A 15,245-nucleotide genomic window follows, 5' to 3' on the forward strand; every position below is an offset into this window, starting at 1 on the left:
AGAAAGGGAGCATCGCGTCTGGGACGCGTTGGGCTCCATGGGAGAAGCCTTTGGGGACGGCGAATGAAACGTTTATAGAGTGCTCGATCGCAGTCGGGAGCTCAGACCATGCGGTGCGCGCGGCCTCCGCATGCAACCTTCCGATGTGTTCGGACCCTGTCCCTTGAACGGGTAGCCCTTCCAATGGCAATCCACTCAACTGCTGCACGGGGAGCTGCATCGGTACGAGGTCACCGGAAATGCCGATTTCGCTCAGCGGTTGCTGAGTGACGGCGGCTTGCGGCGTATTGAGGGCCCTCTGCCTCTTCGCCGGTGTCAACAGCGCTGTGGAATGTTCATTGTTGATGATGACCCACCCGGTTGGTAGGTGGTCGCCCTGGCCCGGATCCAGTGAGGGCCGGATCTGCTGTTGGCTGGCAGTTAATGCTGGCGGGGCGGCGGCCTCAACCCCGGCGTGCCCAGAGGCGGTCGCTGCGAAAGCGTCCGCCACGATGCTGTTGAGGTCACCCGGTCCAGCGGGCATCCTTGGGCCGCTGAAAAAAGACGAGGCGGCTTGATCATCCTCCGCTCGCTGAAGCGCTTCGCGGAACCCGTGTTCCAGTCGCAGAAGCTTCTCTGGATTGGTTGGCGATTCGTAAGCTTCATCGAACAGCAGGGCCTCGGCACGCCTATGCGACGCGGCCTCCGCATCGCGAACCCGCTCCAGCGCTAAGCGGAGATAGCGGTCGACTGGAAACAACGTCCCGGCAAATTTGATCCGCGAATCATGATCCAGCCCAGAGATCGTCAGGCCCTGACTTTCAAGCGCCTCAGAAAATCTGCGAAGACTACGACCATAGACAACACGGGTGCTTGAGGCCAAACTGCTGTCACCTGTCACTAGTTCTATGACGCGCGCGTCTGCCTTTGAGGGCACCGGCACCGGCCGCCGGCCAGGTCCAGATGCCGAATAGCCCGGATCATAATATGCACGCAGGACGCTCAACGCCGTCCTCATACCAACGTTTTTCGGAAAGAAAGCATTGACGTGATTGACCAGGGATTGGTGATCTTTTAGATCAGTCGCTAAGCCACGAGCGCCGAGATCATTCGCCAATCGGCGAAGCGCAGAAGAGTATATTCGGAGCGTCGGCGCTTTAGGGTGTTGCTGAGCCGCAGCGTGGCCGATCGCCTTATTAATAACGTCCCGGTGCTCGTCGGATAGATGGGGATAGTGGATAGCAGGGGCGCCCACGGTAACTGAATAGCCCGGCTCATGATACGCACGCAGGACATTCACAGCCTTCTTCATTTCATCGTCGTTCGGAAAGAAAGCATTGGCGTGATCGACGAGGGATTGGTGATTTATTAGATCAGTCGCTTGGCCACTAGCGCCGAGATCATTCGCCAATCGGCGAAGTGTATACGTGTATTTTTGGAGCGTGCTCTCTCTATATTTTTGCTGATCCGCAGCGTGGAGGATCACTTTATCAATAAGGTCCCGGTGTTCGTCGGAGAGATGGGGATAGTGGGCTTCACGGGTGCCACTCGCGACAGGTTCATCTTGGAGCGGGTCGGCCCCGTGCTGCTCAAAGCTCACTTGCGGGGCCTGGCCCGCATCCGGCAAGAGGTTATAGCTGCCCGAGAAAGGGAGCATCGCGTCTGGGACGCGTTGGGCTCCATGGGAGAAGCCTTTGGGGACGGCGAATGAAACGTTTATAGAGTGCTCGATCGCAGTCGGGAGCTCAGACCATGCGGTGCGCGCGGCCTCCGCATGCAACCTTCCGATGTGTTCGGACCCTGTCCCTTGAACGGGTAGCCCTTCCAATGGCAATCCACTCAACTGCTGCACGGGGAGCTGCATCGGTACGAGGTCACCGGAAATGCCGATTTCGCTCAGCGGTTGCTGAGTGACGGCGGCTTGCGGCGTATTGAGGGCCCTCTGCCTCTTCGCCGGTGTCAACAGCGCTGTGGAATGTTCATTGTTGATGATGACCCACCCGGTTGGTAGGTGGTCGCCCTGGCCCGGATCCAGTGAGGGCCGGATCTGCTGTTGGCTGGCAGTTAATGCTGGCGGGGCGGCGGCCTCAACCCCGGCGTGCCCAGAGGCGGTCGCTGCGAAAGCGTCCGCCACGATGCTGTTGAGGTCACCCGGTCCAGCGGGCATCCTTGGGCCGCTGAAAAAAGACGAGGCGGCTTGATCATCCTCCGCTCGCTGAAGCGCTTCGCGGAACCCGTGTTCCAGTCGCAGAAGCTTCTCTGGATTGGTTGGCGATTCGTAAGCTTCATCGAACAGCAGGGCCTCGGCAAGGTGCTGCTCAACGCCCATTTGTCGCGCCTGGACCGCTTGCCTCCCCTCTTCCACGCCGGCGTCCTGCACGGAAGCTGTTACACGGGATGGGTTGCTATTTAGCGGGTCCATACTAGCCTCACATCAAACTGTATCGTCAAAGTCCCTGCGTCAATTCAGGCAGCGGGTCATCGAGATGAGGTTCTGCCGAGAGCCCCTCGTCTGCTATCGTCAAGGGTGCCGGCTCCGGGAGGACGCCCGCCTGGCTTTCGAAGATGCGTTTCAGAATGCGATCCGAAAAATATCGCACCTTCCTCAATTGCAATGGTGGCAGACCTTTGATGAGCACAATCTCGTAGTCGTCATCGAGCAGCCGAACCTGTTCCGGACGCAACAGCGGTGCACCTTGATGCGATTTCTGAATGTTCCAGTCGAACGTTCGCGCTTGGCTGTAGGAAATCGATTTGGCTTCAAACGTGTATTCACCGATGGCCTTGGATATGTAGTTCGGAGTCTCGTCATCGGCAGTGGCCATGAACACTTGCAGGCCGGTATTGCTGAGAAAATTCTGCTTGCCAGCCTCACCATAGCCGCCCGTAAGTGCCGAGAGGCTTTGGATGATGAGCATGAAGCGACCCTTGTAGCCGGCGATGGTCGTGATTGCGGTCTCGATCGCCTCCAGCTTACCCAAGTGTTTGAATTCATCGAGCAGAAACAGGACTTCGTATTTTTCATCCCGGCGAGGCATCGAACGCTGTAGAATTGAAACGACTTGCTGAAAGAACAGGCGGATCAAAGGCGCGACCACCTCAAGATCGTTCGGACTAACGCAAAGATAGATGCACGTTTTGCGACGGCGAAGATCATAGACCGAAAAATCTGAGCGACTTGTCGCTGCCTTTACAGCGGGATCCGCCCACAAATTGAGCCCGCCATCGCCGAGGACGGACGTGTAGGAGGTTAGGATTTTTGTATCGTTCCCGGCCATGTCGTCGAAGATGCGTTGCGCCTCTTTGTTCCGGGTCTCCATGGCGAGTCGCGCGAAGAGCTTAAACTTCTCCCCCGGCTGGGCGAAGAGGTCATAGACGGCGCCGATTGTTGGCGTGCCCCGCTCGATGCAGGCAAGGATCCCCGCGACAAAGAGATCTCGCGCGCCGTTGACGAAACCTTCCGCGCCCTCCCCCTTCGCCGTAATTAGGTTTGCCGCCAAGCGGCGGGCCTCGGTGAATTGCTGCTGTGGAGGCAGCGCAATAAGGTCCAATAACGGATTAAAGCAATTCGTGCGCCGCTCAGAATCCAGCGGCGCAAATTTGAACACCTCGGCGCCGGCAGCCTGGCGCGCCCTCGAGGTAAGCTCAAAGAGCTCCCCCTTGACGTCGAGAGCTATCACCGAGCCTTTGAATGTAAGTAGCGTTGGAATGACTATGCCGACGCCCTTACCAGCACGGGTCGGTGCGACGATAAGGCTGTGAGGCTGCTCGCCATTGGTTAGGTAGTAGCCAGGCCAGAAAGGGCCACTCGTCTTGCCAAATACCGGGCCTGTTACGCCACGGTATCGTCGTAGATAACCCGGGCGTCTCATCTCATCCACTCGCGCCCAGCGCGCCGTCCCGTGATGTTCGAGGTTGCGCCGTATCATGATCTGCTGAATCAGCAACACGACCGCGGACGTTGAGAGCACGATAGCTACGCCCCGATAGAAGACGGGGGTTGCGAAACCCAGATAGAAGGGCGTCTCAAACCAAAAGGCACGGACGTCAAATGTCATCAAAGCCGCGCCGCTACGCCAGTGGCGGAGCGTTGCGTACAGACTTGCCGCGCAGAAGCCCAAGGCGAGCGAGCACGCGATGCTAAGAGCTATGTTGGGGGTCGTTTTTGTTGAAGCCATCGTTTGGTAGCTAATGCTGCGCTTGCTTTCAGACACTGGACCGACGTCGCGCGATGTCGCCGCTCGACAGATCCATGCCAGAGCGGGGGGGGGTCGATGCTTGCTTCGCACCACCCAGCAGACGTTGTTTTTGAAATTTACCCTAAAGCAGGTGCGTCAACGGCCAGCGAATTGGAAAGGGCAAGGCCGTGGACGGAATTCGGGCAGTATGCGTCACTTACCATGGCCGAGACCTCAACGGCCGGAGCGATCTCTGCTTCTGGAGGCAGACATTAGATCCTCTCGGGCGTGATTGTAGGCTTGGCTTATGGACTGTCCGACTTGACCACCCCGCCGCAGCTGTTCATGGGAGGTTTGCGGGCCTACTGTATCACGGACTGAAGCCGCAATACCTGCTATGCGGTCGTCCAAATTCGCACTCCGTTCCTCTGCTGCATGCTGCGGCGGAGGCATGTTCTGCAACAGGCCATGCAGGTCGGGAAGTGAGTTAGCTTGCGCTTGCTGATTTGCGTCCAGCTGGTGATACGCGGTCACAATTGCATTTTGGGCGGTCACCTTGACCATGTGGTGCTGATGAGGATCAGCAGCCAATTCAATGGCCTGCTCAAAAATGCGCGATTTATTTTGGTCATTAAACTTACTGAAGTTTTGCGCCACAAACATAACCCCTAGAGCTTGCTCCATTGGGTCCATATTGCCAATGCGATTAACAAGAGCAGTCTGCTTCTGGGGCCCTAGAAAATGGCCTACATTACTAGCCGCTTGGACTTGGAACAATGCTACATCATCCGGGGCGAACCCCAATCCGTCCGTCAATCTGTCGACCAGATCGTTGGCTGCTCGTCCGAGCTGGTTGTTGCGCCTATCAAATCTGCCGAGGTCAGATTCTTGCCCGGGTGCCGCGTCCTGAAGGGCACGTCGCATTTGCCTCTCGGCGGATTTGAAGCTCCCAAGATCGCGTGCTGTATCGCGCGGGTTAGCGGTTACCAACCGTTCGGCAACATTGGTCAGTGGCCCGCCTGGAAGGCCATGGTGGTTGCGCTGTTCCTCGGCCCTCCTCCCGTCGCGGGATGAACTTCCAGCTGCACGTTTTGGTCTGCTATCGCGATCCATTGATCGGCCTCCAAAGGCGTTTCTCTACCCCATGAGGTTACCACCCAAGCTTGATCTGCTAAACCAATATGGTGTTACACTTGTAGTCTCGCAGAGGCTTCTCCCAGCTCTCTGGTCACGGCGAGAGCCCATCTAAGCCAAAGGAATATGATGAGTTGGGCTCAAGGGCTATGCATGTTTCGCAGCACGGATGGCACGCCGTGCCGCCTCTTTCGCCTGCTCCTACCCGCCGTTGGAAAATCCCGGCATGATGTCGTCCGCAGCAGCTTCTCCTTTGAGAGCAGGCGTATATGTTGGAGTGTTTCGATGACGACCATCGCCTTTTCCGGCCAATTACCCGGGCTGTCCTCCTCTGGCAAGCAAATCAGTCACGACCTGGTCGGCAATTTGCACAGCGCCGCGCGCAACGCCGCCCGTCCTCGACGCGGCCCGCCTGTCGTGCAGCGGCAGTCAGCGCCAGCGCTGGCGACCGGGGCCGTCCGTCCTGCCCGCGGGCTAGATCGAGCGAGCCGATCGCAGCTCTAGACGCAATCGCGACATCTTCAATTTCAATGCCTTGGGCCGCCGGGTTCTCTCAACGAGAAGCGCCACCTCCGGTCGCGGCGCTGCTTGCAAGCGAATGAGAACAGGCCGCTGCGCCTGTGGACACCTCATAACGAGGCATCGTTGGCACGTGTTATGGAGGTTGACCGGTTGCAATTGCCGCGCAGCGCCCCAGCAGCGCGACGATCTCGAGATCGGTTTATATCTGTGGCCGCCGGTCCTCGCCGAATATGGTAGTTGCCGGAGATCGGTTGCCGGCTCGAGAAGGTTCTCATTTTTCGGCGAAGGGTCGCCGCCCTTACAGGCAAACTCGTCCCGTTTCTCAAGGGTATGAAGGACAATCTCTGCGCCAAATCAACGCAACCTCAGTCGATTCCGGTCACTGAGGCAAGTCTCGCCGCCTTGGCTGATCGCGATTTCAGCGCTTACCCCGCAGCTCGGCTTCGGCCAAAGCTCTGCGGGTCGGCCGTGACCCGCGATGTTGGCTGTCGGAAGACTCTGACCGATCACAACGGTCGGGATGAAGGATGGGAAACGCTCACAATAGTGATTCCGCAGCACAGACGTTTTGGATACTCGGCGATGATCCTGGCAGACCGCAAGCTCAGGATTTGATCGAGGTAAGGAGTGGTCCCGACCAGAGAGGTCGTAGCTGGGGCGCATGCGACGTCGACGCAGCCCTTTTCATATGTTTCGAACAATCCGTCGCTGAAGGGAACGAGTTCAACTTGGTCACCAAAGATGTCCAGCGTGGCTTGATGGGTCCAAGTACCCTGGGGCCAATGTACCCGGCCCTCTTGATCCCCGAGGTGTTAATCGCTGGAGGCCGCTTGAATTGCTCGTTCATTCTCCGGCCACGTCGATCGAGAGAGCGTCAGACCCACATCCCAGGAACAATCACAATGGCGAGGTTCACAGCAGAACATGAGAAGCCGGGAACGTGCCCCTCTTCTCCCGCAAGCATCTTGTTTCAGTAGGAATTAGCAGCTTCCCACAATCTGCTCCCGCGGCGACGGGATCCATGTTCTTGCCCGCTCTTTGCGCCGGTCGGTGGCACGTCTGCCCGGCTCTTGCCGGGCAGACGCAGAAAAGTTCAGCCAGCTTTGCTGAGACTGCCAGCGGAGGACTTGCCGGTACGCCGGTCCTGTTCGATCTCGTAGTTGATCTTCTGGCCCTCATTAAGGGTCGAAAGGCCCGCTCGTTCGACAGCCGAAATGTGGACGAAAACATCCTGACCGCCATTGTCGGGCTGGATAAATCCAAATCCTTTGGTGCTGTTGAACCACTTTACCGTTCCGGTCGCCATTATTGTATTCCTCTGTAACCATGTCGATGTGGGCAGGCCATAAGCCAGTCCGCTTCATATCCGAGATTTCAGGAGCAGCAAAAGCGAAAATTGCAAAAGCCCCGCTCCAATCGCAAAGGGCTCGCGCCCTCGGCGTTGGAGGCAGCGTCGGCGCCGGAATCGGTATCGCTTCGGCGTGCGATCCAGCGTTGTTTACAGCCCCAGTTTCCTTTTGAGTTCCGCGTTCTCCTTGCGCAAGCGTTCCGCGAGCAGGCTCTTCAGCCGCTTGTTTTCTCCCTCAAGCGCCACGAGGTCCTTCAGATCGTCACCATTCGATGCAGCCGGCGCAGCCTTCTTCCATTGATAGTACGTCTGTTCCGAAATGCCGGTCTGCTTTACGGCAGCTTTGTGAGTGGCGCCGCCACTAATCGACTTCTCTATCTGGGCGAGCATCTGGGCACGCTCCTTTTCAGAGTAAATCTTCCGAGTCCGCACGGCCACTGCTGGTGCTTCCTTCGCCTGAGGCGCCGTATTGGCGGCATTCTTCCGAGCAGCCTGCCTAGGCTCAGCGTCCGCCTTCCGCAGGCCTTTCTTTTTTCCAGGCGTCTCCACTTTGGCTGCCGCTTCCGTTGCTGTTATTACTGATTCGGCATCCAAGGGATTTGCCATGAGATGCTCCGCTCGTGGTTTGTGCATGTCTTCAGCATCAAGCGCTACGGCACTAGAGTCAACAAGGCGACCATTTGGCAACTCCATCTCCTTTAGTTCCCTTGTTGTCTCGGCCATTGCTGCGGAGAGATCGACATCGCTCCAGATGGAACGACCCCGGTTGTGAGAACTGCGCTTTTGTCTGATCTCCACGGTGAACGGTCTGGTCTGCCGCCTCATAGTTTCTTCCTTGTTGGACGAATTGCGCGGAAGTCGCGGCAGACGACGAACGAACGTCTGGCCCTTCTGCTGTCGCCCCAGCTATACGCATGCGACGGCACGAGCAAGCCTGCTGGCCACTCGCATCCTGAACAGACCGTTTTTATGAAGCATGTGAGCAGGTAGGCTGACCGCTATGAACTTTCGCCTCATCGCTCGATTGATTGTGAGCAAGCGCCGAAGGTTGATCCGCAAGCTGATTGCGATCAAGCGCATGACTTTACTGGTAAGTTCATAATTTTGGGAGGTCACTACCGGCGCCGATGGTACCTCTCTTTTTCATATTGCGATGGTGGATGAACGGGTTACGGTCAACTTGTCAGGGGATCAAAACTTCGGCGCTCATTCGCAAAGAGTGTCATGTTGTCGAAGACCCACTGTACCTCAGAGGAACTCGACTTTGCTTGGCAATCGGAGGCTTGCTCCGTCTGTTGCAGGAGCACATGGACTGACCCCATGGTGGACGCGTCTTAAAAGTCTGTCTCATCAAGGTCAGCCAACTCGAGCAATAATTGCCGATTGAATTGCCGCTGCCGTATATAGGGAAGCATCTAACGACAAATTCCCAAATGCAAGTTGACAAAGGAGGTAGTTTGCACCTGCCTCTCCAGCTGATCAAGAAGAGCTTGTTCCCCAGAAGCTGTCGTTCCTGCTACGCACAATTCCTTCTCGATTGCCCAATCGAAAGTCAGCGGCAGGTTTGGTGGTGTCGGCATTGCGTTGAGATCGTAAAGTAATTTAAAGCTCTTAAGCCACCCTTCGTAAGCGGGTACGGCGAGTGAACGTACATCTGTTTCAGAACGCCCAATCACGACCGTTCGGAGCAATCCAAGAAATGGCGCTTGGTCGCCCGCGTCGCTGGCGTGCTCTCGACCGGCGCGGAAGGCATCAGTAATTCTGCGAACAGAAATGGAAGGTCCCACGCGCGCGATGTTCACGCCATTCGCAGCGGCCCAGGCTGCCGGTTCGGGTCCGTTCGTGGCGATCCAAGTCGGCGGATGCGGACGCTGATGAGTTTTTAGCGTCAACGGAACGCTGTTCAACTCGAAATGGCGGCCTCGATAGGATAGCGTGCCGCCTTTCAGCGCATTCATAAGAATTTCGCTGGCTTCCGCATATTGGTCTCGCGCCGCCTCCGAGCCGATGCGGCTGGCAACGCCATCCGGGAGGGGAGCATGGCTGTTCCAGCGCACATTGATATGACGTGTCGGGCCTGCGGCGGAGAGGGCAGATTGAAGCGTTGGCAGGCTGACCAGGTGGACCTGCGCGACGACGAAATTGTGGAGTGCCCGACGTGCAAAGAGCGCGACCCTGAATTATGCAGTACCTGTGGGGGCAAGGCGAGATACCCCGCTGGTTTGCCGACCAGCTCTAGAAGTGAGCCTCCGACGAATTACGTTATGGCGAATGGAACGGTGCGGAGGCTGATGCCGGTCACGACCGACCAAGCTTCGCCATTTCTTTCTGAAAGAAGGGCGATCGGTGACGGCACCCAAGCTCCACCACTACGTCCCGCAATTCCATCTCCGCCGGTTCGCTGACGAGCGGGGCGGGCTGTGGGCGTGGGATAAGCAAAGCGATCGCATGTTCCGGAGCTCGCCGAGCGGAATAGCTGCCGAGAAGCAGTTCTATTGGCTGACGCAATATGATGAGGAAGGCAACGATCCGCTGACGATGGAGAAGCAGCTGTCGCAGATGGAGGGCGAGGTCTCGCTTATCACCGACCAGTGGCTCCAATGGCTCTCTCAAATGAAGGCGCTCGACGCTCTACCAATCCCGCGCATCAATCGCTGGCTCGTTGCGCGGTATCTTGCGGTCCAGATGCTGCGCACGCTCGACACGCGCGATCTAGTATCGGCGATGGCTCAGATTGACCGCGGCGAACCGGTCGACGCAATGGAGGCGCGTGAGCTGCATACTGAACTTATGTGGGGTCCGCGCGTGGTGGAAAAATTGACGAAGAGGTTCATGAAATCGGTCTGGATCTTTGCTCGCAACGACAGCGCGACGCCGTTTGTGACCTCAGATAATCCCGTCGCTTTTCGCAGCCCCGACCACCGACAATGGCTACGATCCCTAGCGCTGGTGCCCGGCGCGTATCTCGTATTTGCGCTGTCACCCGGCGTGGTGCTCTATTGCCACCCGCCCGTGGGACCGTTCCGCAAGCTGGGCAAATTTGCGAATCGCTTGTCGCCGGTTGTGTTGGACGACCAGATGGTCGAGAGCGAGAATAGCGGTCAGGTGTTCATGGCCTCACGCTTCGTGCTGTCGAAACGGCCCGAGTTTAAGGCCGAACGCGCCTTTGCCCGGACGATCGGCGCCAATATAAACGCGCCGTCCAACTGATGCCCATCAAAATTGCCATCGAGCGCGATCGGCCTCGAATCTACAGTTCCGCAACGAGGCGACCAGCCTTGATGGGTTGGGTCCAGGCGCAAAGCTGCCGTTGAAATCGGATTTGCGTCGGCTTGAGTCCGAGTCCGGCGGGTCAGCCATGCTGATGGTGTGGCTAAATGAAAGGCGCGCTATGGTCGAGGCTGGAAGAGGCCCGATGGGTCGTTAGACCGATCATTCGCAGCCAATTTTCCAATGACCGAAAGGGGACCGTTAGCCGACAGTCCGGTTGTGGCTGAGGAATTCGGCAAAGCGGTCATTGGACTGACGACCCAAGTCTCCTCGTTCAGCCAATTTGATCCCAACGCGAAAGGCAGCCGTTGCCGGACGACCAACCCGCCGAGCGCTTAAATCTTGGGCGATCAGGTCAGGGTTATGCAACGAAGCGCACAACGCCGCCGTCCACCCGGAGCGCCGCTCGGCGGTCGATTGAAGACGAACCCAGAAGGTCGACGGCATATCTGCGCGGTCACGCCTTGCGCCCGCCCTTTCGAGCCGCCTCCGGTTTTGTCCTTATGCGAAGCGTCCCGCCTTCGGGTCGTTCGATCTCGAATGCGTTCGTCTTGCGGACGAGATCGCTTAGCTTGCGAAAGCCGAAGGTGCGGGGATCGAAGTCGGAAGCCAGATTGGCAAGCCGCGTTCCGACCGCACCGAGCGGAACCCAGCCATCCTCGGTTTCCATCTGCGCGATGGTTTTGCGGATGATCGGCACGGCCGCGGAAGGCGGCTGCAGTGGCTTCACAGTCGATACGGCTTCAGCCTCGTTTGCAGGCGCGGAAGCCAGCAGATTCTCGGTATAGACGAATCGCCGGCATGCCTGGCGGAAACTCTCAGGCGTCTTCTGCTCGCCGAAGCCGAATACGTCGATGCCCTGCTCGCGGATGCGGGCCGCGAGCCGGGTGAAATCGCTGTCGGAGGAAACCAGGCAGAAACCGTCGAACCGGCCGCTGTGCAGCAGATCCATCGCGTCGATGACGAGCGTGATGTCCGAGGCGTTCTTACCTGTTGTGTAGGCGAACTGCTGCTGGGGTACGATTGCGTGCTTTGAAAGGACGTCGGCCCACGCTTTCGAGCGCGAGCTGGAAAAATCGCCATAGATGCGACGCACGCTGGCCTCGCCGATCTTGGCGATCTCCTCGAACAGCCCATCGGCGATCTTGGCCGAGGCATTGTCGGCATCGATCAGAACGGCAAGGCGTGGTGAGCGCGGCTCGGACGGCATCATGGTCTTTTCCTTAGCGCTGTTCATGCCACCTGAAGTTCTTGCTCTCAATGTCGATGATTTCGCCGCAGTTCGCGCATTCGATCTGGGTGTGAGTACGAATCCAACCGACGAGCGTCTTTGCCTGATGATGGCACCGAGGACATTCCACGTCGATTTCGAAGCTGTCCGACTCGCGCTGCGTCATCGCCATGCCTCAGCTTTCGTCAGCAGCGGGCTCTCGCTGTTCTTTCTGCTCTATGGATAATGGTTTCTCCTTCGCAGCTTTCCCGGCAAGCTTGGCTTCTTTCTTGGCCGCCTTGGCCTTGTCTCGTTGACTGCGCTCGTACCGATAATTCGGCTTCATCGCCATTCAAACTCTCCCTATCTGGTAGATCCGTCAGGCCGAATGCCGGCTGAGGATCGCAATCCGGCCAGCGCGTGGCTCCAACCGCGCAGTCGCTCGCCAGGCTCAGTAAATCTCAACCGTGCGGTCGTAGCTGATCCCCGCCCCCTCAAGCGCGGTGAGGAATGCAGCACTCGCGTCATCGGGAGCGCCATCTACGGCGCAGCGCTTCATCGCGTCTGTCCAGGCCAGGCTGTCGTTTCCAGGCCAATGGTCAAACAGGAAATCCGAAGCCTGTGCTAAGGACTCGATCAGCGTGAAGCCGCTCGGGCCGGCGACATAGACAACCACGGGAACCCGGAATTTTTTTGCAGCCATCGCGCACCTTACGCCCGCTTGCATGGAAAGACGAGGTAGCGTTCGATTGTCGACCAGGCTTTGATCGCGGAAGCTGCTACCTGAAATCGGCGGCGGTCAAAGTGTAGGAGTCGCGGCGGTGGCGAGCATAAACCTTGCCAGCCATCTCCTGGATGGAGGTCCGCAAGCCATCGAATGCCGCAAGGTAGGCCGTCTCTACGCTGGCTTTCCCACCCAGGGCAATGCCATTTTTGGCCAGAGCCTCGGCCTCGACGAAGAAGCGAATTTGAAACATGCCGTCGTGACCGACGAAGTAAACGCCGTTGCGCTCCTGGTCAAAGCTTCGGCTGGTGTTCGGGAATGCGAGCGTCATCATCGGTCTGCCAGATTCTCGGGCGCAATTAAAAAGCGCGCGGCGATCCTCTCCTTGCGGCGCTCGCTGCTGCAAAAGTTGAGAAACAGCATGCTTTTCGTCGCTTCCGAACGGCTGAGCCCGATCATGGCGGCGCCGTTCACATGCGCCGGAATGCCCGTGAAGACGTGATAGACGGACCAGGAACGATCGGCTTCGACGCGACGGCCATATTGATGGTCCCCAAAGTGGCATGGTTGGGCGCCCCCTGCATCGAGGTGATGGGTGCCAGTGTTCATGATATCGGCCCTTTGTCTATGTCCGCCGGCGCGGCGATGATGCTGGAATAGATGGTCGTGCCGTCGGCGTCGGCGATGGCGACGGCATCTGGCCACTGGGGCATGTTCAATGTCCTTGCCAGATGCCGCGCGATCTCGATCGCCGCGTCGCGGTCGGCCGCGTCTACGGTTTCACGGCCGACGACGGCGTGCGCGTCGTCGGCAACGCGCGTCCGATAGAATTCGATCACGACCTTCATAGGAGTCCTGTTTAGCGAAAACATCCTGCCATCAGCGGCCATTGCTTTGCGCCGGAAACACTTCCAACCTTCAGCGGACGCTTTTGCCGCTCCGGCTTTCGGCTCCAGCATCTCCGTTCCTTGGCGCATGTCCGAATGTGCTTTCGATAAGAATCTTTCCGCCGTCCGACGCCTCGTCCATCGATTCCAGCATGTCCTCCGTCACCACCCGCTCGTGCGGTTCAGCGTCACTGCGGATGCGGTATTGCGGCGAGTTTCCCCTCGGCGGAAGAGCAAGCGTCACACGGTAGAGTTCGCCGGTCCTCGGGCCCGTGCCTAAACCGCCCTTCAGTCGAACTGACTGTCCGATATCGAAAAGACGTGCCAGAGCTCCGTGCTGGATTGGTCGTGCATTGCGCTGCAAGAGGGTGGTCATAGTTTTCTCCGGTTCTTTTGAGCGGCGCCTCGACTGAGGTTGATTAATCCGCTCCCTTGCTGCATCGACCCCTTCGCGGATCGCTGGCAGGTGATGAATGTGGTTAGACAGCGCCGTTCGGTGCGGGAAGCTTCCGAGGGACTTCTCATCGAGATCGACGCGATACTTTGCGGCCGGCTGCGCACATCGAAGCCCCGGCAAAACAGACGATGGATCGGGGCAAATGACGGTTTGCGCGAGCGGTCACTTGCGACTTCCTGCAGAAGTGGAGCGCTCCATCCGCTTCAATTCAAGCCCTCAAAACAATGCCTGATGCCGCCAGTACATCCGTGGTCCGTGCCGGCATTCCATTTCAGGGTTCGATCCATTCGAGATGCCCCGCCGCGAACAGCGCAATGCAATCCATATCGAAAATTCGGAGCAGAATGGCGAGGCCTTCGATATGACGAAAGCTAGGTCGGCCAAATCAACGAGCTTCATATATGCGCTTCAATTGCGCTGGGAACAAGCGCTAGCAGCTTTTTATTTTTCTCTGCTAAGTGAAATTCCGAAGACGAGGGTATGAGATCAGCATAAAATTATCTCATCCACGGGAAAAAAGTTCGAGACTCGCAATTAAAACAAGCGACAAATAGCGTTTTTCGGCGAATATCTTCGATGGCTGCTATCTATCGCAAGGCCGGCGGTCTACGGTGAGACATGCGTACCCATTCCGCCACGAGAATGAAGTTGCCTAAACTAGGTCGGGTGATAGCCTTGCCAATTGTGGAGCCTGGCGTCCCGCACACAAACGGCGCCGTGGCCGTGGTTGAACCGCGACGGGTGTTCGGCAAGCTCGCCACCAAGCGGCCATTGGCTGTCGCGGTGGCGCGGGCTGGCGCGAAGGATACGATGGCCGTGCGCGCGAGGGCGGCGCTCTCTTCGCACGGTCAACTGGCCGTAAAAATATATGTCGCGCTCTGGATGGTCGCTCTGCTTGCCTCGGTTTTTCTCATTGTAAAAGGCTGAGCAAGGTCGGCATAGTCGAGAGGCGAAACGTCAAGGACGCGAACATGGCAAAACGCTATGAGCTTCGAATGGACGAGCCGAACAGTTGAATATTCGGAGGAGTCCCACCGGACTTCCTAATCGCGACGCGACCGATACCGCGATCCAGTGCTCCTTCTGGGCGACTTCGGTCCCCCATGCATTTCAGTTGAAAGGGAATACCCATGAGAACCATGACAACACCGGATGTCCCCCCTGTCGCGGCGGTTGCGCTGGCCAAGTCATCCCGGAATTTGTCGGCTCGGCTGACGATCAGAACCGACGAAGCGGCAAGGCGCAAGATCGCTGACACCGACGGCACCCTGAGGCGGGCACGGGCACTTGCGGAACGCAACCGGCTGATCTGAAACTGCTTCCCGATTCCGGACAGAGCAGCCTGAACGAACAATGCTACCTAACCACGACCTATCGGCTGACCAAGGTGATGAGCGACTGCTTGACGCTTTGCGAACAATGGCGAAACGGTATCGGGGCGGATCGTCTAAATCAGGTGAGGAATTGGTCGAGCTGACACTGCGGACTGCGATCGAAAAATATGACTGTCGACCGGCAAACATGAGCTTATATGGG

The 15,245-nt window shown here is 57.9% G+C and carries 15 protein-coding genes and 2 pseudogenes; 3 read left to right on the forward strand and 14 right to left on the reverse strand.

The window, feature by feature from the left end:
• From CK218_RS30760 to CK218_RS24140, 6 genes and pseudogenes are all read right to left on the reverse strand, one after another.
• Positions 1-2,308 (reverse strand): annotated as a pseudogene (locus CK218_RS30760) (hypothetical protein); the annotation flags it as partial.
• Positions 2,309-2,426: 118 nt separating this feature from the next.
• Positions 2,427-4,157 (reverse strand): type IV secretion system ATPase VirD4, encoded by a 1,731-nt coding sequence (gene virD4 / locus CK218_RS24110; protein ID WP_095777585.1) that lies wholly within the window; start codon positions 4,155-4,157, stop codon positions 2,427-2,429.
• Positions 4,158-4,391: 234 nt separating this feature from the next.
• On the reverse strand, positions 4,392-5,270 hold the full coding sequence (locus tag CK218_RS24115; RefSeq protein ID WP_095829132.1) for a hypothetical protein: 879 nt from the start codon (positions 5,268-5,270) through the stop codon (positions 4,392-4,394).
• Positions 5,271-6,906: 1,636 nt separating this feature from the next.
• Entirely contained in the window at positions 6,907-7,119 is a 213-nt protein-coding gene (locus CK218_RS24125; RefSeq protein ID WP_095777381.1) for a cold-shock protein, read from the reverse strand.
• 192 nt (positions 7,120-7,311) lie between these two features.
• Positions 7,312-7,986, reverse strand: a complete 675-nt coding sequence (locus CK218_RS24130) for a transposase (protein ID WP_245322484.1) — start codon at positions 7,984-7,986, stop codon at positions 7,312-7,314.
• Positions 7,987-8,517: 531 nt separating this feature from the next.
• Positions 8,518-9,170 (reverse strand): annotated as a pseudogene (locus tag CK218_RS24140) (LLM class flavin-dependent oxidoreductase); the annotation flags it as partial.
• A 337-nt stretch (positions 9,171-9,507) separates the two neighbouring features.
• On the opposite strand from CK218_RS24140, the gene CK218_RS24145 reads away from it, so the two are divergent.
• Complete coding sequence (locus CK218_RS24145) at positions 9,508-10,371, forward strand: DUF4238 domain-containing protein (protein WP_179294588.1); 864 nt, start codon at positions 9,508-9,510, stop codon at positions 10,369-10,371.
• A 517-nt stretch (positions 10,372-10,888) separates the two neighbouring features.
• On the opposite strand, the gene CK218_RS24150 is transcribed toward CK218_RS24145, so the two are convergent.
• From CK218_RS24150 to CK218_RS24180, 8 genes are all read right to left on the reverse strand, one after another.
• Positions 10,889-11,641 carry an NYN domain-containing protein gene (locus tag CK218_RS24150; RefSeq protein WP_095829212.1) on the reverse strand — a complete coding sequence of 251 codons (753 nt, stop codon included), beginning with the start codon at positions 11,639-11,641 and terminating at the stop codon, positions 10,889-10,891.
• A gap of 13 nt (positions 11,642-11,654) precedes the next feature.
• Complete coding sequence (locus CK218_RS30345; RefSeq protein WP_095807864.1) at positions 11,655-11,834, reverse strand: hypothetical protein; 180 nt, start codon at positions 11,832-11,834, stop codon at positions 11,655-11,657.
• A 3-nt stretch (positions 11,835-11,837) separates the two neighbouring features.
• Positions 11,838-11,993 carry a hypothetical protein gene (locus CK218_RS30765; protein WP_095777384.1) on the reverse strand — a complete coding sequence of 52 codons (156 nt, stop codon included), beginning with the start codon at positions 11,991-11,993 and terminating at the stop codon, positions 11,838-11,840.
• Between the two features lie 99 nt (positions 11,994-12,092).
• On the reverse strand, positions 12,093-12,344 hold the full coding sequence (locus CK218_RS24160) for a DUF982 domain-containing protein (protein WP_095829213.1): 252 nt from the start codon (positions 12,342-12,344) through the stop codon (positions 12,093-12,095).
• Between the two features lie 76 nt (positions 12,345-12,420).
• A complete protein-coding gene (locus CK218_RS24165; protein WP_095829214.1) occupies positions 12,421-12,696 on the reverse strand; it encodes a DUF1488 domain-containing protein in 276 nt (91 codons plus the stop codon).
• The gene (locus CK218_RS24170) at positions 12,696-12,974 is read right to left on the reverse strand and encodes a hypothetical protein (RefSeq protein ID WP_095829134.1); all 279 of its coding nucleotides are present in this window, start codon (positions 12,972-12,974) and stop codon (positions 12,696-12,698) included. The genes CK218_RS24165 and CK218_RS24170 overlap by 1 nt, the downstream gene beginning before the upstream one ends.
• Complete coding sequence (locus CK218_RS24175; protein WP_348628735.1) at positions 12,971-13,324, reverse strand: hypothetical protein; 354 nt, start codon at positions 13,322-13,324, stop codon at positions 12,971-12,973. The genes CK218_RS24170 and CK218_RS24175 overlap by 4 nt, the downstream gene beginning before the upstream one ends.
• Positions 13,284-13,628 (reverse strand): hypothetical protein, encoded by a 345-nt coding sequence (locus CK218_RS24180; protein ID WP_095829215.1) that lies wholly within the window; start codon positions 13,626-13,628, stop codon positions 13,284-13,286. The genes CK218_RS24175 and CK218_RS24180 overlap by 41 nt, the downstream gene beginning before the upstream one ends.
• A 798-nt stretch (positions 13,629-14,426) precedes the next feature.
• Here CK218_RS24180 and CK218_RS24185 point away from each other — a divergent pair.
• Both CK218_RS24185 and CK218_RS24190 read left to right on the forward strand, forming a co-directional pair.
• Positions 14,427-14,636 (forward strand): hypothetical protein, encoded by a 210-nt coding sequence (locus tag CK218_RS24185; RefSeq protein ID WP_095777588.1) that lies wholly within the window; start codon positions 14,427-14,429, stop codon positions 14,634-14,636.
• A 203-nt stretch (positions 14,637-14,839) separates the two neighbouring features.
• Positions 14,840-15,022: a hypothetical protein gene (locus CK218_RS24190; RefSeq protein ID WP_095829136.1), complete on the forward strand. Its 183-nt coding sequence runs from the start codon at positions 14,840-14,842 to the stop codon at positions 15,020-15,022.
• The last annotated feature ends 223 nt before the right edge of the window (positions 15,023-15,245 follow it).

It is taken from the genome of Mesorhizobium sp. WSM3879 (genome assembly GCF_002294915.1).
Classification (GTDB): Bacteria; Pseudomonadota; Alphaproteobacteria; order Rhizobiales; family Rhizobiaceae; genus Mesorhizobium.

Excerpts from the sequence above, each read along its gene's own strand:
- virD4 (WP_095777585.1), bottom strand. The coding sequence starts at position 4,157 with ATGGCTTCAACAAAAACGACCCCCAACATAGCTCTTAGCATCGCGTGC.
- CK218_RS24115 (WP_095829132.1), bottom strand. The coding sequence starts at position 5,270 with ATGGATCGCGATAGCAGACCAAAACGTGCAGCTGGAAGTTCATCCCGC.
- CK218_RS24125 (WP_095777381.1), bottom strand. The coding sequence starts at position 7,119 with ATGGCGACCGGAACGGTAAAGTGGTTCAACAGCACCAAAGGATTTGGA.
- CK218_RS24130 (WP_245322484.1), bottom strand. The coding sequence starts at position 7,986 with ATGAGGCGGCAGACCAGACCGTTCACCGTGGAGATCAGACAAAAGCGC.
- CK218_RS24150 (WP_095829212.1), bottom strand. The coding sequence starts at position 11,641 with ATGCCGTCCGAGCCGCGCTCACCACGCCTTGCCGTTCTGATCGATGCC.
- CK218_RS30345 (WP_095807864.1), bottom strand. The coding sequence starts at position 11,834 with ATGGCGATGACGCAGCGCGAGTCGGACAGCTTCGAAATCGACGTGGAA.
- CK218_RS30765 (WP_095777384.1), bottom strand. The coding sequence starts at position 11,993 with ATGGCGATGAAGCCGAATTATCGGTACGAGCGCAGTCAACGAGACAAG.
- CK218_RS24160 (WP_095829213.1), bottom strand. The coding sequence starts at position 12,344 with ATGGCTGCAAAAAAATTCCGGGTTCCCGTGGTTGTCTATGTCGCCGGC.
- CK218_RS24165 (WP_095829214.1), bottom strand. The coding sequence starts at position 12,696 with ATGACGCTCGCATTCCCGAACACCAGCCGAAGCTTTGACCAGGAGCGC.
- CK218_RS24170 (WP_095829134.1), bottom strand. The coding sequence starts at position 12,974 with ATGAACACTGGCACCCATCACCTCGATGCAGGGGGCGCCCAACCATGC.
- CK218_RS24175 (WP_348628735.1), bottom strand. The coding sequence starts at position 13,324 with ATGCTGGAGCCGAAAGCCGGAGCGGCAAAAGCGTCCGCTGAAGGTTGG.
- CK218_RS24180 (WP_095829215.1), bottom strand. The coding sequence starts at position 13,628 with ATGACCACCCTCTTGCAGCGCAATGCACGACCAATCCAGCACGGAGCT.
- CK218_RS24190 (WP_095829136.1), top strand. The coding sequence starts at position 14,840 with ATGAGAACCATGACAACACCGGATGTCCCCCCTGTCGCGGCGGTTGCG.